Genomic DNA, 26241 nt, shown 5'->3' with positions numbered 1-26241 from the left:
AACCTATTCAACAGAAATTAAGAATGGATAAATTGGCTGGTCACCTTCATGAATTTCAATTTCCAATTCATCATCAATTTTTTTAATATGATCAGCAATTTTCTGGGCTTCATCCTGATTACTATTTTTACCATAAATAATGGTAACAACTTCAGAATCATCATTTAACATTTTTTTAACCATTTTTACAGTTGCAGTAATTTTATCTTTGTCATTAACTGAAATATTACCATTAATAATTCCCATATACTGATTCTTTTTAATATCTAATCCATTAATTTTAGTATCACGAATAGCATTGGTAACTTCACCACTAATAACGCTACCTAAATTGTCTTCCATATCATCATGATTTTCTTTTAGTGAATTATCTGGATTAAATCCAAGCATCGAAGTTAATCCCTGGGAAATAGTTTTACTATGAACAACCTGAACTGGAATAGAAGCAACATTAGCCGCTTGTGAAGCTGCCATGAAAATATTGCCATTATTAGGCAAAATAATTGCTTTTTTAGCATGACTTTCATTAATAACAGCTAAAATATCATGAGTACTTGGATTCATGCTTTGACCACCATTAATAAAGTTAGTTACGCCGAGACTATTAAACAGCTTCATTAATCCATTACCGGTTACCACAGCAATGATTGCCATTCCATTAATTAATTGAGATTTTGGCTTTTCATTATTTCTTGGTTTACCCTTCGAACTTTGCTTATCATTTTTGATAATATCTTCCTGCTGTCTTCTCATATTGTCGATTTTAATTTTAATTAAATCACCAAAATGCTGTCCCCATGCAAGTACCTTTCCAGGATGTTCAGTATGAACATGGACTTTAGCAACTTCATCATCATTAATTACCAACAATGAATCACCTAATTTAGCTAAATAATCATAGAAAGGTTGGTATTCAAATTTTCGATCGACCTCTTTACCATGCCCAAATCTAACGGTCATTTGGGTACAGTACCCATATTTAATGTCAGAAGGGTCAATTTCACCCTGAACACTTTTATGATGAGTTACATCAACCATTTCATTCATTTCACTTGGATCAAGATGATGATGGTTATCAGTTGGACGATTATTTAAAACGTCAGCAAAGGCTTGAAGGACAAAAACGAGCCCCTGACCTCCAGAATCAACCACTCCAACTTGTTTTAAAATTGGAAGTAGATCTGGTGTCTTTTTCAATGCTTTTTCAGCACTGTTATAAACGGCATCCATGATTTTGGCAACATCAGAAGTTTCTTTTAATTCATTACTACCACCTTCGGCAGCTTTTCTAATAACAGTTAAAATTGTTCCTTCAGTGGGTTTCATAACAGCTTTATAAGCTGATTCAGCACTATTTTTCAATGCACTAACTAAATCATCCGCATTTAATTCTGATTTATTCTTTACTGATTGGGCAAACCCCCTAAAAATTTGTGAAAGAATGACACCAGAATTACCACGGGCACCCATTAAAAGACCCTTAGCTAGCGATTGTGAAAGTTCGCCAACTGATTGGGTGTCATCATTTTCAACATATTTAGCTCCATTTGCCATCGATAAGCTAATATTAGTCCCAGTATCTCCATCTGGAACAGGAAAAACATTCAATGAATTAATAAATTTAACATTATTTTTTAGTTGATTAGAAGCTGCTTGAATCATTTTATTAAATTTATCGGAGTCAATTTCCTTAACAGTCAATTTATACTATTCCCCCTTAGCTAATGTCATTTTATTGATTTAAGACTTGGACGCCTTGAACAATTACATTAACTGAGTCAGCTTCAACGCCTAACATTGATTTTAAATTATATTTAACTTTTGATTGAACGTTTCTGCAAACTTCAGAAATCTTAGTTCCATAGCTGACGATAATGTTTACTTCAATTGAGATTCCGTTACTTGTTTGTCTTACAATCACACCTTTTGAATAATTTTCTTTTCTCAAAATGCTATTGAAATTATCCTTGAATTGATTTTTACTAGCCATCCCAACAACTCCATAATTATTAGTGGCAGCCCCACCAACAACAGTTGAAATAACATTATTATTAATATCGATCATTCCATATTTAGTTTTGATTTTAACGGCCAATGACATTAGCCTCCCTTTATAATTTATTCAGTTATAATCAACAATAAATTTTAACATAAATCATTTTAAAAGCCAAAATATTCACCATGATAACAACTTTTTAAGCTGTCAAGTAATAATACTTGATTGAAAATGTTGAAAAATAAAGTTTAATATGCTAAATTAATTAAGTGGACTTAAAAGTATCGCGATAATTCATAAAAAAGAGGAGGATTAGTCATGGCTAAAGATTTTATCAATAATAAAAGAACCCATTTTGGTAACAAACGTTCACATGCTTTAAATGCCAACCGTCGTAGCTGGAAGCCAAACTTAAAAAAGGTTCGTATTTTAGTAAATGGTCATCCTAAGAAAGTATGGCTCAGTGCTAGAACTTTAAGAGCTGGAAAGAAAAACGGTTCAATTACTAGAGCATAGTTTAATTCACTTAAGAATTAATTTTTTAAATATTTAAAATAAAAGCAATCTATCATTCAATACATATTATGATAGATTGCTTTTATTTTACTTATCTTTACTCTGAATTACACAAAGAATTCCATGATCAAATTCAAAATGATTTCTTTGACCAATAAATTCGTTACTAGAATACGATGTCGGATATTTAACCAAACGATGATTCAAACGGTACTTTTCATCATTTAAGGTTAAATGCATCGTTTCTAGTGGAACAAAGGCCAAGTAATGTTTATCATTTTCTTTATCAATAAAATGTTTTCCAGGAAGGTAAAAATTAATTGTATTTTGATTATCAATTATTTTTACTTTCGGTACAATTGGCCGAAAACGTGGTTCCAACATCATAAATAAATTAGTTAAAAAATGATCGATTCGACCACCCGTAGCACCAAAAATATTAATTTGATCAAAATTAAAATGATCCATAGTAATTTTAAGCCCCAGTTCAGTGTCGGTATCATCTTTGATTGGTGAAGATGAAATAATAGTTTTTACATGATGTTTAACAAGATTTAATTCATCTTGATTCATTGAATCAAAATCACCAATTGCAATGGAAGGGGTAATTCCCATTTTTATCAATCTTAGATTACCACGGTCAGCACCAACCCATTTTCCATTAAATTGGTGTTTTTTTAAACTGGTTGGCCAAAATTCAGTGGGTCCACCAACCAATAAATTAACTGTTGTCATAATTATTTAGTTGCCCTTTTAATTGCCTTAACCCGATCTGCCGGATCTTTTGCATCAAAAACATATGAACCAGCCACGGCAACAGTAGCACCAGCTTGATATGCAGATTTGACGGTTTCATTATTTACTCCACCATCAATTTCAATATCAAAATGATAGCCATTTTCCCGTTTTAATTGGTTCAACATTTTAATTTTGTTAACCATTTCTGGAATGAATTTTTGACCACCAAAGCCTGGATTAACAGTCATAACTAGAACTTGATCAACCATGTATAAAACTGGTTTAATGCTTTCAACAGATGTTCCAGGATTAATAACTACCTCAGCCTTAGCACCATTACTTTTTATCATCTGTAATGCGCGGTGAATATGTGGTGTTGCTTCAAAATGAACACCAATCAAGTCAGCGCCAGCATCAGTAAATGTTTTAATGTATCTTTCAGGATTTTGAACCATCATATGAACATCTAAAGTTTGATTAGAAATTGGACGGATTGCTTTAACCCATCCCGGTCCATAGGAAATCGATGGGACAAACATTCCATCCATAACGTCAATATGCAAATATTCAGCGCCGGCTTTTTCAACCTTTTTAATATCGCGTTCTAAATTAACATAGTCCGCACTTAAAATTGAAGGAGCAACTTTAATCATTATTATTCCTCATTTCTTTTTATTATAAATTGGTTTCTGATTTTTCAATCCTTCAAATAATTGGATATAGTCGTCATACCTACTTTTCATAATTTCACCATTATCGACCATGGATTTAATTGCGCAATGTGGCTCTTTAACGTGTAAACATTCACGAAAGCGACACTTATTTTCATTATTAACAAATTCTGGAAAATAATCTTTTAAATGTCGGTAATCAATGTTTAGGGCTTCATAGGATGAGAAACCGGGTGTATCAGCAACTAGTCCATTATTAATATTTAATAAAGCAACCCTTCTAGTCGTATGTTTACCACGATGCAGTGATTTTGAAATCACGCCCGTCTTTAAATTCAAGTCCGGCATAATATGATTTAATAAAGTGGATTTACCAGCACCCGTTTGTCCCATAACGGTGACTTCTTTATTTTTAAAATTATCTTTTAAGCGTTTTAAATTAGAATCCATAAATGATTCCCGACTTAAAATGACGATGTACCCAATTGAAAGATAATAGTCAGCCACTAATTTTATTTTATGAAATTGATCATCATTTATCAAATCAGTCTTAGTAAAATAAATAATTGGTTGAATGTGTTGAATTGCTAAGGCAATCAATTGCCGATCAAGCAGGTTAAACGAAAAATCTGGTTGTTTAACTGAAGTTACAACAATTGCCTGATCAACATTTGATATCAATGGCCTAAGTAATTGGTTTCTTCTTTTTAATACTTTTAAGACATAACCATCATTTGAATTAGTAGATTTAAATTCAATCAAATCACCAACCAATGGTTTAATATTTCGTTTCCGAAAATTACCTCGGGCTCGCGTCCGATATATTTTTCCATCACTAATAACGTCATAAAAACCGCTTAGTGATTGAATAATTTTACCTATTTTCAATTCATCACCTCTAAATAAATTTTATCTTACGTTATCAAATTGATTTGAGGATAACGTTATTACTATATTATCACCATCATATTCAATAATTCCAGGTAACGGATTCTGATTAATAACCGTATTATAGGGTTGCCTAGAATTTTGATATTGAAAAGTAACATGTAAATGATTATCCTCAGCATATTTTAAAACATCATTTTTCTTGATTCCAATTAAGTTTTTTAGTTTATTTTTATGCATTCCTGACGAAATAACAAAATGGAACGATTTATTCTTAGGATGAATTGACATATTTTCCGGCAAGCTTTGCTTAATAATGGTACCATTTGGAAAATCATTCGACGATTGATAACTAACGCTAGTTTTAAAACCGGCCCATTTTAACTCTTGAATCACAGATTGATACTTTTGCCCAATGTAATTTTGAACAGTAAAATTACCATTCCCATTACTTAGCACTAAAACCACTTTTGAATTTGCTTTTACTCGCATACTAATTTGTGGAGAAACACTAATAACATTATTGTATGATAATTTATGATCATCTTGAAATTCAATATTACTAACATTTAAATGGTGCCTTCTAAGAATTTGAATGGCTTCATATTTATTTTTTCCCTTGATATTTGGGATGGTGACTGAATATTTTTTTGTAACAATTAAAGTAATAAAGCAAAGTCCCAGGAAACCAATGAAAATAAATAACCATAAAAAATATTGATTAACTTTAGAATGATGATGGTCTTTTAGAGTAAAATGATCAGATTTGATTGAATGATCATTTAGTGAAGTCAAGTTTAAAACTTTAGTATCTGAATCATCAGATGAAGAATCAAAATTTAAATGGCGATTTAATGTTAGTTTGAGATTATGATTATTTGAGTCAGCATTTGATAAATCATTCAAAAATTCAAGATCATTATGATAACGATCAAACGAATTTCTGGCGGCTGCATGAGCAATAATTTTATCAATTTCAAGCGGCACATCATTTCGCGTTGTTCGAATTGATGGAATTGATTTTTTCAAATGTTTCTTAGCAATTTCATTGATGTTATTACCAGTAAAAGCCGGATGACCCGCTAATAACTCGTAAAATACAACGCCTAGGGAATAAATATCCGATTGAACCGTTGCATGGTTATTTTTAATTTGTTCCGGTGATAAATATCTAATTGAACCAATAACTTTATCCTTACTATCAATTGAATGCTCATATAAAATATTAGCAATCCCAAAATCCATTAATTTAACCGTTTGATGATCATCAATTAAAATATTTTGAGGCTTAATATCCCGATGAATAATATGGTGGTGATGCATCTCCTGAGTGGCCATAACCATCTGTTCCATAATTTGGACTGCACGCCGAACGGATAACGGACGATTTTTCATTATATATTGATCCAATGTTGTTCCTTTAACATATTCCTTAACCAAATATTGGACATGGTCGACCTCACCATAATCATATATTTTAATAATATATGGACTGTTTAGATGGGTTAATGCTTGCGCTTCACGTTTGAAACGCTGTTTAGTTTTTATATTGTTCGCTAATTTTAATTTAAGTACTTTGATACATATATTTCGTTTTAAGATTAAATCAAATGCAAGATAGACATTGGCCATTCCGCCGTTGCCTAAAGCACGAATAATTTTGTAACGGCTATTTAAGACTTCACCCTTTTGCATTACTATCCTCCCGATTGAATCAATAATCAATTCAATCCAGTTTAATGTTTTATTAATTATAACATTAAACGAACGAAGGAATTAACCATTAGCAATTCAATTATTCCCTTCTTAGTTTACAAATAAAGAAACCATCTGAATCATAGTCATCCGGGAAGATTTTCAGATAGCCATTAATTTGATGATCAAATTTAAATTGTTTAGATAAATCTTCAATTTTGAATTCAGGATGATTTTCGACAAATTGAACAATCACATTTTGATTTTCTTGATTTAAAATCGTACACGTACTGTAAACCATAATTCCACCGTGCTTTAATTTTCTAGCAACTGCATTCAAAATTTCGGATTGAGTTTTAACCAATCTTAAAACATCATCAATTTTTTTACCATAACGAACTTCTGGCTTTCTTTGCATTAAGCCTAATCCAGAACAAGGTGCATCAACTAAAATGCGATCAAACTGTTCATCGCTAAATTTTTGATCAACCTTTTTAGCATCTAAATCCATTGAATTAACACGCTTTTCTAAATGCATTCTTTTAACATTTTGATCAATTTTTTTAATTTTACTACGATGTAGATCAAGGGCACGAACAATGCCACCTTGATTTAATTTTTCAGCAATTTGGGTTGTTTTTCCACCAGGTGCTGCACAAGCGTCTAAGACCTGACTATCACCTTTGATATCCAATGCTTCTACTGGCAACATAGCACTTTCATCTTGAATTGTAATTGCACCGGTCTTAAACAACGAACTCAACGTCACTGGTTTTCCAGATAAAATCAAACCGGCTTGAGCAATTTGACTCGATTGAACATGATAATTTTGAGCTTTTAATTGTTGAATTGCATCTTTGATTGAAATTAAATGCTGATTGACCCGAATTGCTTGTTTGGATGGTTGATTGATACTCTTTAGAATTGAAATGGTCTTATTCTTACCAACTTGATCCAACAATTGTTCAATGATCCAGCTTGGTACGCTATATTGAATTGATAATTTTTTCTTGCCATCCTTAATCCGTTCAAAGCTTGGTAGCCCACTACGGTCCATTTGATGAAGAATTCCAGTAACTAATTTTCTAGAACCATCATTACCTAATTGCTTTGCAATTTTAATTGATTCATTAAAAATTGCCCTTTTTGGAACCCTAGTTAAATATTCCATTTGATAAAGAGCTGAATAAAGTAACTCCATTAACCACGGCTTTACTTTTTCAGGTTGTTTTAAAAATGGCACAATTTCATAATTCAATGTTAGACGATGTTGAATCACACCGTAAACAATATTTGTCATTAGTGCAATATCCCGATGGTCCATTTTACTGTTATTAATAACCCAATTTAATTGAAGATTGGAATATGCCCCATCATGAACCCGACTTAAAGTTTTGACTGCCATTAATCTTGGATTGTTATTTGTTATCATTATTTATAATTTGATCTCCTACTTTTATATTTTGACCGGCACCGTTTAAATAATCATTAATTTTTTGTTTATGTTTCCCAGCAGGTTGCAAAACATTGATTTCAATTACAGAATTTTTTCCAGCAGCAATTTTTAAATGATGTTTATCTTTTTCAACGACCGTTCCTGGCTTTTTGTCAGTATGTTCATTTAAAGGCGTGGTCTCAAATATTTTAGTCCTTTTATTTTTCAGTATAACGTATGAAATTGGATCTGGATATAAAGCACGAACTTTATCATCAATTAAAGTAGCTGATTGATTAAAATTTAAACGCTCTTCAGAACGTTTAATATTAGGTGAAAAAACGACTTTGCTCTCATCTTGCTTTATCGGTTTAACACTACCATTAACGATTTTAGGTAAAGTTTTTAAAAGGAGGTCACGACCAACAAAGCTTAATTTCTTAAACATTGTTTGGGTATTATCAGTTTTAGTAATCTGAACGGATTGTTCATCAATAATATCACCAGCATCCATTTTCTTAGCCATGTACATGATTGTAATGCCAGTTTGATCATCGCCATTCATAATTGCATATTGGACCGGCGCACCACCACGATACTTTGGCAACAATGATCCATGAACATTAACTGCAGCAATTTTAGCAGCATTTAATAATTTAGTTGGCAAAAATTGCCCATAAGCAGCAGTAATAATGAAATCAGGAGCAATTTTAATTACTTGATCCATTTCATGGCTTCCACCTAATTTTTGTGGTTGTAGAACCGGAATATTAAATTTTTGAGCGGCTTTTTTTGCTGGTGATTCACTTAAGAGATGTTTCCTACCAACTGGCCGATCTGGTTGAGTAACAACTGCTTTAATCTGGTATTTATCTTTAACTAATCCTTCTAAAATTGGAACACAAAATGATGGCGTTCCCATTAAAACAACTGATTGTTTCATGTTAATTCCTCCAAACTTATATAAATTTCAAAGGATTAGGATCAATTTCAACCCTTAATCCCCTTCGAAAGTCTTTTTGAGTGTTCATTAAAATATGTGAAAGAACTGAATTAAGATTTTTTTCGCGCTTATATTTAATGATAATTTGATAGTAATAGCGCCGTTTGATTTTTAAAATTGTACTTTGTGTTGGCCCTAACAATATGGTTTGATCTGATAAATGATTTTGAAGATAGTGAAAAACAACGTTTGCTTCACCAGCTGATCTAACTTCCTTTAAATCGCTTACTGTGATTCGAACGGTAAAGTAATATGGTGGATATCCAGCAGCGTGCCGAATTCCCATTTCCTTAGTATAAAAACGTTCGTAATTTTGAGTTTCAGCTAAGCGAATTGCATAATTATCTGGATTATACGTTTGGATATAAACAGTTCCAGATTTTTTTGCACGGCCAGCACGGCCACTGACCTGGGTCAGCAATTGAAATGTTTTTTCACCCGATCTAAAATCAGGCAGCTGTAAAGCTGTATCAGCATTTAAAACCCCGACTAATGTTACATTAGGAAAGTCTAATCCCTTAGCAATCATTTGGGTCCCCAAGAGGATATTCGCTTTTCCCTGTCCAAATCGATTTAAGATTCGTTCATGGGAACCCTTTCTTCTGGTTGTATCAACATCCATCCGAATAATTTTAGCCTCCGGAATTAATTGCTGCAGTTCGCGTTCAACTTTTTCGGTTCCAGAACCATAGTGACCAATCCGCTTACTGCCACAATTTGGACATTTAGTTGGAATTGGTTCTTCATGTCCACAGTAGTGGCACCTCATCGTATGTGAACTCATGTGAAGGGTAAGCGATATATCACAATTAGGGCATTTTAAAACAAACCCACAATCCCGACACATGATAAATGATGAATACCCACGCCGATTAAGCATTAAAACCACTTGTTCATGCCGATTAATTTTTTCTTTAATCGAAGCAAGTAACGGCTTAGAAAAATTTTTAACGCCATAATTAGCAATTTGTTCCCTCATATCAACGATTTTAATTTGTGGTAACGCTTGGTGGTTAATTCGCTCGGGTAATTTTAATAAATGATAAACATTTTTACCAGCACGGGCCCTCGATTCTAATGATGGCGTTGCACTTCCCAAAACCACTGGACAATGATTATACTTACCACGCCATTTAGCAACTTCCCTGGTACTATATCTAGGTGCATCTTCTTGTTTATAGCTATCATCATGTTCTTCATCCATAACGATAATGCCAATATTCTTCAATGGTGCAAATATAGCAGATCGAACGCCAACAACAACTTTAGCATTTCCATTGTTAATTCTTCGCCATTCATCGTATTTTTCGCCCCTGGATAATCCGCTATGAAGGATTGCAACTAAATTGCCAAAACGTCCCTTTACACGGTTAACCATTTGCGGAGTCAATGATATTTCGGGTACTAACATTAAGGCAGTTCGGTTATGAATTAATGCTTTTTGAATTGATTGCAAATATACTTCAGTCTTACCAGATCCAGTAACACCTTCTAATAAAAAAACATTGCTATTTTGTTGATCAACTGAACGGGTAATTGCATTTACTGCTACCTTTTGATGATAATTTAATTTTAATGGATAATTACGCTTAATTGGCCTTTGATATGGATTACGGTATTGTTCAACTTTAAACCTAATTAACCATCCCTTATCCTGCATATTTTTAATTGTTGATGCACTCACATGATTAAGTTTAGTTAAAAAGCTTTGCTTAACAGATGAAATATCATAATGCTGGATAAAAAACTTTAGAACCGTTATCTGTGCAACGGAATTTTTAGGAATTTGTTCTAATGCTTGTTTTAATTGATGTTTCGATAATTTACTTCTTACCGCAATTTCTTTTTTAGATTTAGCTTGATTTTTAACAACGTAATTAACTTGAATCTTTTTCTGACGCTTTAATTTTAAAAGTAGTTTAATTTGCTCATCAGATAGCGAGTTAGAATTGAAAGAAATCACTTTCTGACCATGAAAAATATCATTAATAGATTGATTATGAGTAGGTTGAAGTAATTTAATCAATTTTTGATATTTCGCTTTCATAACACTGGGAAGCATCGTTAATAAACAAGTGATTTGAAATGAAAATGTTTTTTGAGCCAACCAAAATGAAAGATGATACATTTCATCATTAATTACGGGCGATAAATCCATTAGCGAATCAATTGATTTTAATCTTCCATTAAATGTTCCATGATGAACAACATTCATCACAATTCCCTGAACCTTCCGATGACCAAATGGAACGACTACTCTCATCCCACGTTGCAATTCTTCTTTCATGAAGGTTGGGATTTGATATGTATAGGGTTGATTAGTTTGCATCGTTGGAACATCAACTAATATTTCTGCTAGTTCCATTTTAACCACCTTACTTAACATTCAATTGGGATATCATTTGAATTAATGCTTCTGCAATTTTTTCTTTAGACTTAACTTTAGTTGTTAGTGGTGATTTACCCATTCTTAAAAATGTGACTTGATTATTATCACTATTAAAACCGATCTGATGATTCGAAACATCATTAGCAACTAAAATATCAACTTTTTTAGATTTTAATTTTTGATGGGCATTTTGTAATAGATGATTCGTTTCCGCCGCAAAACCAACAACAATTTGATGATTCTTCTTAATTTTAGAAACATCTTTTAAGATATCGTTAGTCATCTGAAATTCAATTGATAATTGCCCACCATGCTTTTTTATTTTCTGATCGTTAAAATGAACAGGTTTAAAATCAGCCACTGCAGCAGCCATAATTAAAATATCAGCACTATGAAACTCGTCTAAAACTTGTTGTTCCATTTCTTCAGAAGTATTGACCTCAATCACTTTCATTCCAGACGGACGATTAAGATTAGTCGGTGCCGTAATCAAAGATACCTTGGCACCATGTTTTAAAGCATTTTTAGCGATTGCATACCCCATTTTACCAGATGATCTATTAGTAATATACCTTACCGGATCTAATGGTTCAATCGTTCCACCAGCAGTTACGACAACTTTTTTCCCATTTAAAATATGATCATTTTTTAAATTAAGATCCTCCAATCGATCAATAATTTGATCTGGTTCCAGCATTCTCCCATCGCCAATATATCCTTCAGCTAACATTCCATGATTAGTTTGTAAAACATGCATTCCATCTAATTTTAACTGATGCAAATTTCTTTGGGTTGCAGGATTTTTAAGCATATTAACATTCATCGCTGGTACAATTACTTTCTGACAATGAGTTGCCAAAAAAGTCGTTGTCGAAATATCATCTGCAATTCCGTTAGCTATTTTAGCAATAAAATTAGCAGTAGCAGGCACGACAATTACTAAATCACTCTGATCCGCAACTTTAACATGTGTGATGTCACTATTACTGGTTAACAAATCATCATCGACAATCACATTATTTTTAGATAGGGTTTGAAAAGTTAACTTAGTAATAAATCGTTGGGCATCACTAGTCATTATTACAGATACATTTGCCCCTTTTTTCATTAGTTTACGAATTAAAATAAGACTCTTATAGACTGCAACACTGCCGGTAACATAGACAGTAATATTCAAATGGTTAAACATTTTTTACCCCCTTTGGTAAAAAGAAAACCTTTGTGAAATCAACACAAAGGTTTAAAAACATAAATTCTTATCTAATCATTATTGAACGTCAGGTTTATCTTTCTTGTGTTTATCAATCGTAACTGCACCAGCAGCAATTTCCTCAAAAGCTTTTGTTAGTGGTTTAGTTGTCTGATAATGAGATAATAGTGGCTTAGAACCTTCAGCTAATTCGTGGGCTCGCTTACTAGCTAAAATTACTAATGAATAACGTGAATCAACTTTTTTTAATAATTTATCTATTGATGGATTAGTTAACATGATCTTTATCTCCTAACATTGATAAATACTTTGGCATAACGCGATTAACTCGTAATCGTTCACATTTAACGATATTCTTAATATTATTAACGGCATTGCCAACCCGGTCGTTTAAAACAGCGTAATCATAATTACGCATCATTCCAATTTCTTGAACAGATTTTTTAATCCGCTTATTAATAACGTCCATTTTATCTGTTCCACGGGTAATTAATCGGTTTTTCAAAACATCTAAGCTAGGTGGCGTTAGAAAAACAAATACAGCTCCAGGACAATTTGCTCTTACTTGCATTGCACCATTAACTTCAATTTCCAGAAAAACATCATGTCCTGCATTTAATGTTTTTTGAACGTAATTAAGTGGGGTTCCATAATAGTTATCAACGTATTTTGCGTATTCTAGCATCTTACCCTCACGAATATTTTGTTCAAACTGTTCTTTTGAAACAAAGAAGTAATCAGAACCATTTTTTTCACCCTTACGAGGCTTTCTAGTTGTCATTGAAATTGAATATTTAAAATCGACATCAGGTTCTTTAAATAGTGCTTTTCTAACTGTTCCTTTACCAACACCTGAGGGTCCTGATAAAACAATTAACATTCCTTTTTCTGGCATTCATTCAAGCCCTTTCAATAAAAAGATAACATACTATTATTATCTCTTTTTTTAATTAATTTATCAACCATTCATTCATCTTTTTTTGCTTTATTTGCTAAACGTAATAATTCATTGGCGTGTTCCAAAGTCAGTTTAGTAATTGTCGTCCCTGCTAACATCCGGGCTAATTCGTCAACTCGTTTTCGATTCGATAATTTTTCTAAATTGGTTTTGGTTCTTCCATGAATCACTTTTTTAGAAATAAAGTAATGATGATCACTCATCGCAGCCACTTGGGGCAAATGGGTAATACAAAGCACCTGTGTATGCTTGGCAATTCCACTAATCTTATTAGCCATTGCTTGTGCAACGCGTCCACTTACACCGGTATCAACTTCATCAAACATAATTGATGTAACGCCTTGTAAATCAGAAAAGACCGTTTTAAGTGCTAACATAATTCTTGATAATTCACCACCAGAAGCGATTTTAGGCAATGGTTTTATTGATTCGCCCGGATTAGTCTGAATATAAAATTCAATCTTTTCATTTCCATTCGACGTGTATTCACCAATTGGCAAAGAATGAAAACGAACTTCAAAAACTGTCTTTCCCATATACAAATCAGAAAGTTGTTTATGAACACTTGATTCTAATCGATCTGCAGCTTGATGCCTTAAATGACTCAATTTATGTGCTAATGATTTTAATTTCCCTTTGATTTGGTCAAATTGATCATTTAATTTAGTTTCATTATTATCACTAGACTGCATTTGATCTAATTCATTCTTGATTTTTTGATAATAATTTAAGATTTGTTTAATTGAATCACCGTATTTATGTTTTAAATTATAAATTGTATTCAAACGTTCTTCAATTTGATCTAAACGGCCTTCACTCGAGTCTTGAAGTTCTAGCTGATTAGAAATGCTGTTCGAAACGTCCTGGAGTGCATAATAAGAATTGCGCAAGCTTTCTGATATCTTTCTAAAAGACGGATCTAGTTCCTCAATCTGTTGCATTGCATTCATTGATTGACCCACCATATCAAGTGGACTAACAGTTTCATCACCGTTAATGTATCCATAGCTTTTAGTCAATGCATCGTTAATTTTTTGATGGTTTTGAAGCCTTTTTCGTTCATTTACCAATTCTTCTTCTTCGCCATCTTTTAAATCAGCGTTTTTAATATCATTAACTTGGAATGTAAGCATATCAATTTGCTGAGACCACTGTTTTTGATTTTTAATTTTATCATCAATAATCGCTTTCAAATGATGATATTCATGATAGCAGGTGCGGTATTGTTTTAAAACGTGATCAATTTTTTGATGGGCAAATTCATCCAATAATTTAATGTGATTTTCCGGTTTCATTAATTCTTGGTGTTCGTTTTGCCCATCAATTTCAATCATGGTCACGCCAATTTTTTTCAGTGTATTCGTGTTAACGAGCATCCCATTGACACGACATATATTTCTTCCATTTCGGTAAATTTCACGCTGTAGAATTACATTCCCATCGTCATGATCAATTCCTAATTGATCTAATAAATGGTATGTAATATTATTTTTTGGAAAAACAAATAATCCCTGTAATATTAACTTATTCTCACCAGTTCTAATATAACTTTGGGAGCCACGGTTACCTGCTAACAAGCCAACAGCATCAATGATAATTGATTTACCAGCACCAGTTTCACCGGTTAAAACCGTCATCCCATTTGAAAAATCTACCGTTAATTGATCAATAATTGCTAGATTTTGAATTGAAAGTTCTTGTAACAAGTAAAGCAGCCTCCCACTAAAACAAACGTTAGTTTAAATTCTGATCAGCGTCTTTTAAAACCCGATCGATTGAAACATTAGAATCAATTTTAGGTTTCTTCGATGATTTGAGATGAACCAAGAATTCAATATTACCATGGCCACCCTTAATTGGCGAAAAACTTAATCCTAAAACTGAATATCCATTGTCAACTGCAAATTGAATAATTTTATTGACGACTTTTCTATGAACATCGTGGCTTCTTACAATCCCATGTTTACCAACATTTTCTTTGCCGGCTTCAAATTGAGGTTTAATTAATGCAACCACTTCCCCATTTTCAGCCAAAATTGGTTTTAACGGTGGCAAAATCAAATCTAACGAGATAAATGAAACATCAATCGAAGCAAACGTTGGCTCTCCATGCTTAAAGTCTTCTGGTTTACTATACCTAAAATTAGTATGTTCCATGACAATCACACGGGGATCTTTTCTAAGTTTCCATGCCAGTTGATTACTGCCAACATCTAAAGCGTAACTTAACTTGGCGCCATTTTGTAACATGACGTCGGTAAAACCACCCGTTGATGAACCAATATCTAAAACAATTCGATTCGATACATTAATTTTAAAAACGCGAAGTGCCTTAGCTAATTTTAATCCACCACGGCCGACATATGGCATTGGATGCCCCTTTAGATGAAGGTGGGTTTCGACTGGAATTCGACTCCCTGGTTTATCGAGCCGTTGCTCATTTTTTCCTAAAACTTCACCAGCCATAACGGCTCGTTTAGCCTTCTCACGACTGTCAAATAAACCTTGTGAAACTAATAAAATATCAACACGTTGTTTTTTCATCTTTTACATCCTATTCTACATTAAAATATGAAAAAAAAGCATTTAATAAAGAAGTATCAACTTGATATTTCATTTTACACTGTTTTAAACTTTGTTTTCCATTGTTGATCACTTGTTTTAATTTATCATATGATTGATCAAGCCCAATCAAATTGGGATAAGTATTTTTATTTTGATCTTGATGAACGGGCTTTCCTAATTGTTCTTCGGTCCCCACAACATCCAAAATATCATCATAAATTTGAAAAGCTAATCCATAGCTATCGGCAAATTTTAATAGTAAAGGATTCATATCATCAGATACATGCCCCATAATTAAACCAGCTTTTACAGCATAGTGAATTAAAGCACCAGTCTTATGACGATGAAGGATTTGCAACTGAGAAAGCGGTAATCGATGGTTTTCAAAACGAATATCACGCGATTGACCGGATACCATTCCACTTGGTCCGGATGCTTTTGACAAAGCAAGCACTAAATTGGTTTTAACACTTTTTGACAAATGATTATCTGACAGCCATTGAAAAGCTAGGGTTAACAAACCATCACCAGCTAAAGTTGCCATGCCAGCACCATATTTACGATGATTAGTTGGTTCATTTCGTCTTAAATCATCATTATCCATCGCAGGTAAATCATCATGAATTAGTGAATAAGTATGAAGTAACTCAAGTGCACATGATGCTTTTAATTCATCTTCACTTATAGATTTTTGAAAAGTTAGCAATGTAGCCAAAGTTAACATTGGTCTTAAACGTTTGCCACCCGCCATTAAAGAATAGTGCATCGAATCAAAAAGTATTTTTTCATCAACATCAGTTTTTAAATTTTGATTCAAAAATTGATTAATTCTAGGTCGATATTGGTTTTCAAATGATGATAATAGCCTGTCCTTACTCATTATTGTTTATCACTTTCATTTTGCTGATCATCATTTGAATGTTGATTAAAATTAACTTCCTTATCATCATCAGTTTCCATATGTGTCAACGTATGTTCGGCTTGGCTCAATGTCTTTTGAAGACGGTTACTAAGTCCAACGCCCTTTTTAAATTCAGACAAAGCTTTTTCTAAAGGTACATCCCCATTTTCTAATTGATTAACAATTTGTTCCAAATGATTCATATTATCTTCGAAAGTTGGTGTTTCTTTTGCCATTACTTGCGTCTTCCTTTCTTAATTACCTTAGTTAATGCCTTACCATCATAAAAATTTAAGGTAACTTGATCGTTAACATTAACGTAATCAACACTTTTTATAATTTTATGATGATGGTCAGATACATATGTATACCCACGACTCATTGTTTTTAACGGACTAAGATTATCTAATGAACTAGCTAAATTAGCTAACTTAGATTGATTAGTTTGAATCAATGCTTTCATTTTTTGATTAAGTTTTTGATCAGTCAACTCTAAACGATGGCACTGATTTAAAACCGCTGTTTTAGGTGATAGTGAATGCAACCGATAATTGTCGTTTTGAAACCGCCTTATATTATGATTGATAATCTGATCAACATTATAGAATAAGTTCTGGGTGACCTGATCAACCTGTTGGCTATACCCCTCATATAAACGTTTGGGTTGTTTAAATACATATGATTGCTTAATTTTATTTAGCCGTTGACGATTTAAAACTAAACGATCACGAAAGGCCTTAATAATTCGATTCCGATCGTTTGAAATATCCAGTAGAACTTGATCTAAACGAGGAGTTGCTATTTCTGCAGCAGCTGTTGGAGTTGCAGCTCGCTGGTCAGCAACAAGATCAGCAATGGTAGTATCTGTTTCATGTCCAACGGAAGATATAACCGGAATTTTACTATTATAAATTGCCTTTGCAACGTTTCCTTCATTAAAGGGCCATAAATCTTCAATTGATCCACCGCCACGACCAACGATTAATGTGTCAAAATTGCCTAAACGATTCACATGTTGAATTTGCCGGACAATATCTGAAGCAGCTTCATCACCCTGGACAAGTGAAGGGAATAAAACAATTTGGGCGATTGGATAACGTCTTTTCGTTGTTGTAATAATATCACGAATAACAGCTCCACTTCTAGAAGTTACAGCTGCAATTCTCTTTGGATACTTAACAAGTCGTTTTTTATGAGATTGCTCAAAAAGTCCTTCACCAGATAATTTCTTTTTTAACTGCTCATAAGCGGCATATAGTTGGCCAACACCGTTGGGTTCCATATGATCCACATAAATTTGGTAGCTGCCATTGGGTTCATAAACGGAAATATGACCAGTGACTAAAACATTCATTCCTTCTTCAGGTCTAAATTTAATTTTAGCAAAACTAGATCTAAACATAATGGCATTAATTTTAGCATGATCATCCTTTAAACTAAAGTATTGATGAGCATTTGGTCTCAGTCTATAATTTGAAATTTCCCCAATTAAATATACCCGTCCTAAATAAGGATCAACATCAAATTTTCGTTTAATATAATCACTAAGTGCTGAAACAGTAATATATTTACTATCGTCCATTTTTTTCACTCCAAACTGCAAGATCAACCGTCTGTTTCATTAACATTGCAATCGTCATTGGACCCACGCCACCGGGAACCGGTGTAATGTATCCAGCAATTTTAGAAACTTGATCAAAATCAACATCCCCAACCAATTTACCATTTTCGTTCATATTCTCACCAACGTCAATCACAACAGCATTAGGTTTAACATCGCATGATCCTAATAAATGAAGTTGACCGGTAGCTGAAACAATAATATCAGCTTTACTAGTAAATTTTTTTATATCCTTGGTGTAGTGGTTTAAACTGATAACAGTCGCATTTGCATTGGTTAATAAAGATGCCATTGGGCGTCCAACAATTGTACTTCTCCCAATTACAACTGCTAGTTTTCCCCTTAAATCAATATGATATTTTTTAAACATTTCCATGACGCCACTAGGTGTGCATGGAACGGGGTAAAAGGTATCTTCATTTAAAAATAATTTTCCGGCATTGATGGGATTAAATGCATCAACGTCCTTTTGTGGATTAATTGAATAGCTGATTATTCGCTCATCAATTTGAGCCGGAAGCGGTAATTGAACTAAAATACCATTAATTGAAGAATTTTGATTGTATTGTTGAATAATTGTTAATAATTGATCTTGAGTAGTATCTTTTGGTAAGGATTTTATAATTGATTTAATTCCTAATTTTTGTGCTTTCAAATGCTTATTTCGGACGTACCTTTGACTAGCGTCATCATCACCAACAATAATGACTACTAAACCAGGGTAAATTGATTCTTGATTTAATTGTTGAACCCTAGATTTTGTCTTAAGATTAAGATCTTTTGCTAATTTTCTACCATTAATAATAGTTGACATACCTAAACACGCCTTATTTATAATTTATACTGAATTTTAGCACAAAAATATAACTAATAAAAAATAGATTTGCTGATAACAAATCTATTTTTTATTAGTTATTAATTATGTTAGATAAAACACCATTGACAAAATTCTTGGATTTATCATCACTATATTTTTTAGATAGTTCTAAAGCTTCATTAATTGCAACCTTACTAGGAATTGAATCAACATAATTATTTTCATAAAAAGCAATTCTTAAAATAATTAAATCAGTTCTAGCAATTCTAGCAATTGTCCATCCTGAATTCAGATATTGACTAATATCATGATCAATTTCCGATTGGTGTGCTTTGACACCATCAATTAATTGATTCAAATAATCAGGAATTGTTTGTAATTTATCATTAGTTATATCTTTCAAAAAATCATTTTTACTGATTGTATCATTAGAATTCATTGCAAATAGTGTTTTAAAAGCTAGTTCACGAATTTGATGCCTATTTAATCTCACTTATGTTCACCCTTATCATTAACATCATTATTAAACAAATTATTAGAATTAAACTTAGAAGTTGAATCTTTTTTAGGAATAACTCCTTCAACATGAACGTTGATTTCACCAACATCTAATTCAGTCATAAATAATAATTGTTGTTTAACCTGATCCTGAATTTCTAAAGCCACTTTAGGAACAGAAACGCCATAATTTAGGAAAACGTAAATATCTGCACTTAATTTATTTTGATTAAAGCTTAGTTTGATTCCCTTGCCAAATTCTTTTCGGCCAAAAAGTTCATTAACCCCATTTGCAAATGAGCCACGCATTCTCTTTACACCTTTTACTTGAACGGCAGCGATGCTTGCAATAATTTCTAAAACTTGTGGGGCAATTTCAATTTTACCAAGGTCAGGATGCTTTGCTTTAATTACAATATTTGATTCTTCTGCCAAGTTTATTCCTCCTATCATAATAACGTTTTAAAGGTATGAACAGTATCATTGATAAAAGTATTAAATTATGAATAAAGAACTACTTGTTAGCTCTAGAAATATATGTTCCATCAGTTGTGTTAATTAAAAGCTTATCACCTTGGTTAACAAAGAATGGAACCTGAACGGTTAAACCAGTAGTCATTTTAGCTGGTTTAGAACCACCAGAAACAGTATTTCCTTTAATACCAGGTTCTGTATCGGCAACTTCTAAAGTAACGGTGTTAGGAACATCAATTCCAAGTGTTTGACCATTATATTGAATTACTTTAACCTGCATATTTGGCTGTAAGTAGTTTAATTCTTCTTTAATTTGGTTACCTGGAATTGAAACTTGTTCATAGTTATCCATATCCATAAAAATATATCCAGATGGATCACTGTAAAGATATTGCATGTTTCTTGTGTCAATGATGGCTTGTTCCATCTTGGCGCCAGATCTAAATGTCTTTTCTTGAACGGCACCAGTTTTTAAATTCTTTAACTTAGAACGTACGAATGCGCCACCCTTACCAGGCTTTACATGTTGAAAACTCGTAATGCGCCAAATTGCATTATCAACTTTAATTGTCAATCCATTTTTAAAATCAGCTGTTGATATTGTAGCCATATGTTCATTCCCCTTTAATCATACATCATTATAAGATATTAAAAAACAATCTTTATTATAATTCAAAATTAATTTTTTAATAAAAAAAGGCCCGAACTGGGCCTCTTTTTAAATATTTACTTTGCCACAGCTTCAGATACTGGGTAAACAGAAACTTGCTTATTATGACGGCCTTTACGTTCAAAACGTACAACACCATCAGTTAAAGCAAATAAAGTGTCATCACCGCCACGCTTAACATTTTTACCAGGGTAAATATGAGTACCACGTTGACGATAAATAATCATACCAGGTTTAACAGTTTGACCATCTGCAACTTTGCTTCCTAAACGACGACCAGCAGAATCACGACCGTTAGAGGTAGAACCAGTTCCTTTATGGGCAGAGAAGAATTGTAAATTCATTTTTAACATTATTTACACCTCCTGTGCATCATAATATATAAAATTAAGCGTTAATTTTCAACTGAATATACTTACCATAATTCTTAGAAATGTCCACAAGTCCATTTTCTAAATTTAATAGCAAGGTTTGTGCACGATCATGCTTTAATTGATCACTACAATTATTAATTTTTACGTTTAATAAACCACCATTAACATCATCACTGATTACTTTCGGTTTAATGTTAGCAATTTTAAATAAACTATTAACAGTTGAAATCGATAAAGCTGAAACAGCTGCACATACTATATCTTGGCCATACTTACCAGAATTGGCATGTCCCATTAATTTAAACGATATAATGTCATTATGGTCATTATGATCAAAAATTATACGAATCATAAATAACTCCTATTTAATAATTAAGCATTGATAGAATCAATCTTAACCTTAGTATAAGGTTGTCTATGACCCTTCTTAGAACGAGCACCCTTCTTAGGCTTGTATCGGAAAATAGTAATTTTCTTACCACGGCCTTGTTTTTCAACAGTACCTTCAACAGAAGCACCATCTACTAAAGGAGTACCAATTTTTGAAGACTTACCACCAATAAAAACAACTTGGTCAAAATTAACTTTGTCGCCTTCCTTGGCATCTAGCTTTTCAACATAAACTGAATCGCCTTCAGAAACCTTATATTGTTTACCACCATTTTTAATAATAGCGTACATTAACATGCACCTCCCTATCTTATGCTTAGACTCGCCGAAATAAAGTGCCCAAAATTGGATCTTAATACTTCATTCGTGCGGTTGTAGCTGTGGAAGCCACAAATACAACAATTAAATTATACATAAAATTATAGTAATAGTCAATAAAAAATAGCCTTAAGGAATAACTTCTTAAGACCATTATCATTATTTATTAAATATGTCGCAGGAGAGACTCGAACTCTCGACCCACGGTTTAGAAGACCGTTGCTCTATCCAACTGGGCTACTGCGACACAACAACAATTATTATATCCAAATTTAATTTATAAGTCAACCCTATTTTTAAAATCGAATTAATTTATTTTTTGAGTTACTTGATTATTAAATTCTTGTTCAATTTCCTGAACACTGAATTTCAAATCAGATAATCCAAATTTTAAGAACAATTTCCATGAGTATATAAAATCATTCTGTCGGCGATCAAAATAACTATTGAATAGCATGTTTTTAATTGCCAAGTATAATTTATTGATGTCATCTAAGCTTGCTTGTTTCTTATGCGATAAAGCATCTATTTCATCATCACTAATTAGAACCAATTGATTCCAGTTTTTTAAATTAGCAATTAATAAATAACGTTTTAAAACGTCAACATAACTAAAAAGAAGATGATTACGATTGATTTTACTTCTAGAATGATAATTAAATCTCTGTGATTCATTAGCCATTTTAGATAATCTAATGTCTAGATTAACATAAGTATTTTGTAATCTAACCTGGGGTAAAAATTTTAAATTATCCTTTGCTTCATTTTGCCTAAATAACGTCACAGAATGACGTAACATTTTATCAATTTCCAATTATTTCACCTTACTTACTGCTCAAAGTTTTACTATCCGGTGATACTTCTAATACCTTTATATTATCTAAATACCATTGGCGTAAGAAATCATAGTGTAAAATAACATCAAACCAAGATATTTGTTGATTTTTATCATTAACTACAATTCCCCATGTAGGAATATTATCATTTGAATTAAATAATTTCAATTGCAAGTCCTGGCCTAAAGATAATTCTGCACCCGTATGATGGTATGACGTCAACATATAATCATTTTTAGCAGCACCAATGAATAATTTATCAATAATATAAGACGGAAGATCATTTTTAGCAAATTTGTAAAAGATATTATTTTTTGGATTTAAAATACTAAGATCAACTGAAAAATCTAATTTAGATTCTAAATTATGACTAAATTGGATCATTCCATCCAATTCATTTTTAATGTCGCTAACAGTCATTTGATGGTATCCCTTAATAATAAATAAATTCATTAAATTATGACCATCAAAGCGAATTTGTTTATGTTTTAAATTCATACTGAAAATTGATAAATGGTATTTTATATCTTTAAAGTAAGCATTATCATTTTCAAGGTCATAATCATAAAAGAACTCATTATTAGTATTAGTTCCTAAAATTTTTACAACCAGTTGAGATTTGTTTTCTAAATCTAATTTAAAGTTTTCTTCTTGATGTAATTCAATGAATCGATACATAAATAATGCACAATAATCAGCACTATGATATTGGTCAACGAATTTAATTTGATTTGTATTTAGATGAAATTTAACAAGACTGTTAATGGCATCAAATAACTTATAATCATCAGAAGTCTTTACCAGTTGGTCGATTAAATTTGTATACTTTAAACCATTATTCAACCCATCTTTTAATTGGTTGTTTCTTTGATTTAGCCCCTCTTGAATGCGATTGCTTTTTTTATTTTGGTCATTCTCATTCATCCTAATCATTTCCTTATGCTTTCTTTAGTAAATATAAAATATAGTCTCGATATAAATTATTACTTTTTTCCACAAATTGTTGAAAATCAGTAAAAGTATTACGCAAATTTTGTTTTTCATATTCCAAAATTGTATTTTCTTTCGATAATTCAAGAACATGATGATCATTTGCTTCAATCGCATGATGAGCTTTAATCGCTTGATCATCCAAATTAGCAAGATGACTTAATTCAGCTAATAATTTTTGTTTTTGACTCTTTAATTTATTAGCATCCCAAGGTAATGCATTTTTAGAATCTAAATTTTTCACTTCTTCACGTAAAGAATATTCACGTGCCTGTCTCTTATGTTGTGATTCTTGTAGTTGTTGTAAACCAACATTCTTTTTACTAATTGCTTCAATCTGATCTGAATTATACATTTTATGTTCAGATTCAAGTTGAAAAGAGCGTTTCAATTTATCTAATTCCTTTGGATCAAAATTAAAGGCAACATTTAAAACATCCAGCGTCCCAAAAAGTTTATGATCCCACCAATTACCAAAGTAAATATTAAAATGCCCTAATTGATATTCATCATAATAAAAGAATGGGAATTCTTTTCCCAAATAATCAATCAATTGAAAACTTAAATGATGACTCAATTCATCATTTAAATCATTAATTAATGAAAGATTAACATCGGGAATGTTTTGGTCACGTGTTATTTGTTTATATTTAGATGAATCAATCATCCGGTACAAATCTAGATCATGATTAGTTTTAATTGCCCTTTGAATAACTTTTAACGCTTTAATTTTATGATCTAAATTAATTTCTAGTTGATTATCATTGTGATTCCGTTCACTGTTCCTTGCTTGATTATTATCCATCTTAATTTTACCTCGTTTTAGATTTATATTTATAAATCACACTATATCACATTATAAGATAATAAAACCCATGAAATCAATTAACAAATCGTTAATTCATCCCATGGGTTTAAATATTATTTTTTTAATTAGTATTTCTTCATATAGTGCTCACGTTCCCATTCAGAAACCTGGGTACGATATGAATTAAATTCAAAATGTTTAGCAGCAATAAAACTACTGTATAATTTTTCACCTAAAGCATACTTCATGGTTGGATCTTGTTCTAAAGCAACAACCGCATTGTGTAAGTTATCAGGTAAACTGTAAATATGATTTTCTTTCAATTGTTGTGCATTCATTTGGTAAATGTTGGCATCAATATTCTTAGGAGCCTTAATTTTGTTCCTTAAGCCATCTAATCCAGCTTCAAGAACACAAGCAATTGCCATGTAAGGATTAGCAGTTGGATCAGCACTTCTTAGTTCTAATCTAGTGGTTAATCCCCTAGCACTTGGAACTCTAACTAATGGGGAACGATTAGATGGAGACCAAGCAATATAAGTTGGGGCTTCATAACCTGGAACTAAACGTTTATATGAATTAACGATCGGATCACCAATTGCTGTAAAGCCTCTTGCATGTTTCAAAATTCCACCTAAGAAGTAAAATGCATCTTTAGATAATTCAAATTTACCATTCTTATCATAGAATGCATTTCCCTTATCATGAAATAATGACATGTTAATATGCATCCCAGATCCATTAATTCCACTTAGTGGCTTTGGCATAAACGTTGCATACAATCCATGTTTTCTAGCAATTGTCTTAACAACCAATTTGAATGTTTGAATATTATCAGCAGTATTAACCGCATCTGAATATTTAAAATCAATTTCATGTTGACCAGGGGCAACTTCATGATGAGCAGCTTCCACATCAAATCCCATTTTTTCAAGGGTTAAGACGATATCACGACGACAATCTTCGCCCATATCATTAGGAGCTAAGTCAAAGTAACTTCCTTTATCATTTAAGTTTAATGTTGGTTGACCATTTTCATCCATCTTGAACAAGAAGAATTCAGGTTCAGGACCTATATCAAATGATGTGTATCCTTCTTTTTTCATATCTTTTAAAACACGTTTTAAATTATTTCTTGGATCACCATCGAACGGTTCACCATCTGGTTTATAAACATCACAAATTACACGTGCAGTTCTTCCATCCTTTGGAGACCATGGAAAAACTTCAAATGTTGATAGATCTGGATGAAGGTACATATCACTTTCTTGGATTCGTACAAAGCCTTCAATTGAAGAACCATCAAACATGATTTGATTGTCTAACAATGTATCTAATTTGCTAACTGGAACTTCAACATTTTTAAGGGTCCCAAATAAATCAGAAAACATTAAGCGAAGGAAGTTAACATGTTCGCTTTTAACTAATTTACGAACATCATCTTTGGTATAGTTATGCTTAGTTGCCATATTGAATTTCC

Annotated in this window: 29 protein-coding genes, 1 tRNA gene and 1 other annotated feature; of the genes, 1 reads left to right on the top strand and 29 read right to left on the bottom strand. The window is 32.2% G+C overall.

Features of this window, described 5'->3' with window-relative positions; genetic code table 11:
• Positions 1–3: 3 nt before the first annotated feature.
• Both fakA and WR164_RS04095 read right to left on the bottom strand, forming a co-directional pair.
• The gene (fakA, locus tag WR164_RS04100) at positions 4–1701 is read right to left on the bottom strand and encodes a DAK2 domain-containing protein (protein ID WP_286136279.1); all 1698 of its coding nucleotides are present in this window, start codon (positions 1699–1701) and stop codon (positions 4–6) included.
• Positions 1702–1732: 31 nt separating this feature from the next.
• A complete protein-coding gene (locus WR164_RS04095) occupies positions 1733–2095 on the bottom strand; it encodes an Asp23/Gls24 family envelope stress response protein (protein WP_286136278.1) in 363 nt (120 codons plus the stop codon).
• A 219-nt stretch (positions 2096–2314) separates the two neighbouring features.
• On the opposite strand from WR164_RS04095, the gene rpmB reads away from it, so the two are divergent.
• A complete protein-coding gene (gene rpmB / locus WR164_RS04090; protein ID WP_286136277.1) occupies positions 2315–2512 on the top strand; it encodes a 50S ribosomal protein L28 in 198 nt (65 codons plus the stop codon).
• Positions 2513–2599: 87 nt separating this feature from the next.
• Here the strand turns inward: rpmB and WR164_RS04085 are convergent, their stop codons facing one another.
• The 27 genes from WR164_RS04085 to glnA all read right to left on the bottom strand — a co-directional run bounded on the left by WR164_RS04085 (position 2600) and on the right by glnA (position 26230).
• Positions 2600–3247, bottom strand: a complete 648-nt coding sequence (locus tag WR164_RS04085) for a thiamine diphosphokinase (RefSeq protein WP_286136276.1) — start codon at positions 3245–3247, stop codon at positions 2600–2602.
• Between the two features lie 2 nt (positions 3248–3249).
• The gene (gene rpe, locus WR164_RS04080) at positions 3250–3903 is read right to left on the bottom strand and encodes a ribulose-phosphate 3-epimerase (RefSeq protein WP_286136275.1); all 654 of its coding nucleotides are present in this window, start codon (positions 3901–3903) and stop codon (positions 3250–3252) included.
• 9 nt (positions 3904–3912) lie between these two features.
• On the bottom strand, positions 3913–4809 hold the full coding sequence (gene rsgA / locus WR164_RS04075; protein WP_286136274.1) for a ribosome small subunit-dependent GTPase A: 897 nt from the start codon (positions 4807–4809) through the stop codon (positions 3913–3915).
• 21 nt (positions 4810–4830) lie between these two features.
• Positions 4831–6504 carry a Stk1 family PASTA domain-containing Ser/Thr kinase gene (pknB, locus tag WR164_RS04070; protein WP_286136273.1) on the bottom strand — a complete coding sequence of 558 codons (1674 nt, stop codon included), beginning with the start codon at positions 6502–6504 and terminating at the stop codon, positions 4831–4833.
• Between the two features lie 100 nt (positions 6505–6604).
• Positions 6605–7939: a 16S rRNA (cytosine(967)-C(5))-methyltransferase RsmB gene (rsmB, locus tag WR164_RS04065; RefSeq protein ID WP_373876919.1), complete on the bottom strand. Its 1335-nt coding sequence runs from the start codon at positions 7937–7939 to the stop codon at positions 6605–6607.
• The gene (gene fmt, locus WR164_RS04060) at positions 7923–8882 is read right to left on the bottom strand and encodes a methionyl-tRNA formyltransferase (protein ID WP_286136271.1); all 960 of its coding nucleotides are present in this window, start codon (positions 8880–8882) and stop codon (positions 7923–7925) included. Before fmt ends, rsmB begins: the two co-directional genes overlap by 17 nt.
• A gap of 16 nt (positions 8883–8898) precedes the next feature.
• The gene (gene priA, locus WR164_RS04055; RefSeq protein ID WP_286136270.1) at positions 8899–11307 is read right to left on the bottom strand and encodes a primosomal protein N'; all 2409 of its coding nucleotides are present in this window, start codon (positions 11305–11307) and stop codon (positions 8899–8901) included.
• 10 nt (positions 11308–11317) lie between these two features.
• A complete protein-coding gene (coaBC, locus tag WR164_RS04050) occupies positions 11318–12520 on the bottom strand; it encodes a bifunctional phosphopantothenoylcysteine decarboxylase/phosphopantothenate--cysteine ligase CoaBC (protein ID WP_286136269.1) in 1203 nt (400 codons plus the stop codon).
• A 78-nt stretch (positions 12521–12598) separates the two neighbouring features.
• On the bottom strand, positions 12599–12820 hold the full coding sequence (gene rpoZ / locus WR164_RS04045; protein ID WP_286136268.1) for a DNA-directed RNA polymerase subunit omega: 222 nt from the start codon (positions 12818–12820) through the stop codon (positions 12599–12601).
• On the bottom strand, positions 12810–13436 hold the full coding sequence (gene gmk / locus WR164_RS04040; RefSeq protein WP_286136267.1) for a guanylate kinase: 627 nt from the start codon (positions 13434–13436) through the stop codon (positions 12810–12812). The genes rpoZ and gmk overlap by 11 nt, the downstream gene beginning before the upstream one ends.
• Positions 13437–13507: 71 nt before the next feature.
• A complete protein-coding gene (recN, locus tag WR164_RS04035; RefSeq protein ID WP_286136266.1) occupies positions 13508–15205 on the bottom strand; it encodes a DNA repair protein RecN in 1698 nt (565 codons plus the stop codon).
• Between the two features lie 28 nt (positions 15206–15233).
• Complete coding sequence (locus WR164_RS04030) at positions 15234–16043, bottom strand: TlyA family RNA methyltransferase (protein WP_286136265.1); 810 nt, start codon at positions 16041–16043, stop codon at positions 15234–15236.
• A gap of 10 nt (positions 16044–16053) precedes the next feature.
• Positions 16054–16944 carry a polyprenyl synthetase family protein gene (locus WR164_RS04025; protein ID WP_286136264.1) on the bottom strand — a complete coding sequence of 297 codons (891 nt, stop codon included), beginning with the start codon at positions 16942–16944 and terminating at the stop codon, positions 16054–16056.
• A complete protein-coding gene (locus WR164_RS04020) occupies positions 16944–17201 on the bottom strand; it encodes an exodeoxyribonuclease VII small subunit (protein WP_286136263.1) in 258 nt (85 codons plus the stop codon). Before WR164_RS04020 ends, WR164_RS04025 begins: the two co-directional genes overlap by 1 nt.
• Positions 17201–18547 (bottom strand): exodeoxyribonuclease VII large subunit, encoded by a 1347-nt coding sequence (xseA, locus tag WR164_RS04015; protein WP_286136262.1) that lies wholly within the window; start codon positions 18545–18547, stop codon positions 17201–17203. Before xseA ends, WR164_RS04020 begins: the two co-directional genes overlap by 1 nt.
• Complete coding sequence (locus tag WR164_RS04010; protein ID WP_286136261.1) at positions 18537–19400, bottom strand: bifunctional 5,10-methylenetetrahydrofolate dehydrogenase/5,10-methenyltetrahydrofolate cyclohydrolase; 864 nt, start codon at positions 19398–19400, stop codon at positions 18537–18539. The genes xseA and WR164_RS04010 overlap by 11 nt, the downstream gene beginning before the upstream one ends.
• A 94-nt stretch (positions 19401–19494) precedes the next feature.
• A complete protein-coding gene (nusB, locus tag WR164_RS04005; protein ID WP_286136260.1) occupies positions 19495–19896 on the bottom strand; it encodes a transcription antitermination factor NusB in 402 nt (133 codons plus the stop codon).
• On the bottom strand, positions 19893–20336 hold the full coding sequence (locus tag WR164_RS04000) for an Asp23/Gls24 family envelope stress response protein (RefSeq protein WP_286136259.1): 444 nt from the start codon (positions 20334–20336) through the stop codon (positions 19893–19895). Before WR164_RS04000 ends, nusB begins: the two co-directional genes overlap by 4 nt.
• Before the next feature lie 79 nt (positions 20337–20415).
• The gene (gene efp / locus WR164_RS03995) at positions 20416–20985 is read right to left on the bottom strand and encodes an elongation factor P (protein ID WP_286136258.1); all 570 of its coding nucleotides are present in this window, start codon (positions 20983–20985) and stop codon (positions 20416–20418) included.
• 116 nt (positions 20986–21101) lie between these two features.
• The gene (gene rpmA / locus WR164_RS03990; RefSeq protein WP_286136257.1) at positions 21102–21398 is read right to left on the bottom strand and encodes a 50S ribosomal protein L27; all 297 of its coding nucleotides are present in this window, start codon (positions 21396–21398) and stop codon (positions 21102–21104) included.
• 34 nt (positions 21399–21432) lie between these two features.
• Positions 21433–21771 (bottom strand): ribosomal-processing cysteine protease Prp, encoded by a 339-nt coding sequence (locus WR164_RS03985; protein ID WP_286136256.1) that lies wholly within the window; start codon positions 21769–21771, stop codon positions 21433–21435.
• 20 nt (positions 21772–21791) lie between these two features.
• Positions 21792–22100, bottom strand: a complete 309-nt coding sequence (gene rplU, locus WR164_RS03980; RefSeq protein WP_286136255.1) for a 50S ribosomal protein L21 — start codon at positions 22098–22100, stop codon at positions 21792–21794.
• A gap of 17 nt (positions 22101–22117) precedes the next feature.
• Positions 22118–22193 (bottom strand) — a sequence feature (ribosomal protein L21 leader region).
• Positions 22194–22300: 107 nt separating this feature from the next.
• Positions 22301–22374, bottom strand: a tRNA-Arg gene (locus WR164_RS03975).
• A 60-nt stretch (positions 22375–22434) separates the two neighbouring features.
• A complete protein-coding gene (locus tag WR164_RS03970; protein ID WP_286136254.1) occupies positions 22435–22941 on the bottom strand; it encodes a 2-deoxyuridine 5-triphosphate nucleotidohydrolase in 507 nt (168 codons plus the stop codon).
• 10 nt (positions 22942–22951) lie between these two features.
• Positions 22952–23887 (bottom strand): hypothetical protein, encoded by a 936-nt coding sequence (locus WR164_RS03965; RefSeq protein WP_286136252.1) that lies wholly within the window; start codon positions 23885–23887, stop codon positions 22952–22954.
• Positions 23888–23900: 13 nt separating this feature from the next.
• Positions 23901–24758, bottom strand: coding sequence for an exonuclease SbcC (locus tag WR164_RS03960; protein WP_286136251.1), 858 nt, complete (start codon positions 24756–24758; stop codon positions 23901–23903).
• A 128-nt stretch (positions 24759–24886) separates the two neighbouring features.
• Positions 24887–26230 carry a type I glutamate--ammonia ligase gene (gene glnA, locus WR164_RS03955; protein WP_286136250.1) on the bottom strand — a complete coding sequence of 448 codons (1344 nt, stop codon included), beginning with the start codon at positions 26228–26230 and terminating at the stop codon, positions 24887–24889.
• Positions 26231–26241: the final 11 nt, after the last annotated feature.

This window comes from Philodulcilactobacillus myokonensis, from assembly GCF_027923585.1.
GTDB lineage: Bacteria > Bacillota > Bacilli > Lactobacillales > Lactobacillaceae > Philodulcilactobacillus > Philodulcilactobacillus myokonensis.
The sequence above is the reverse complement of the archived record's forward strand: the minus strand, read 5'-3'. Positions and strand labels throughout refer to the sequence as shown.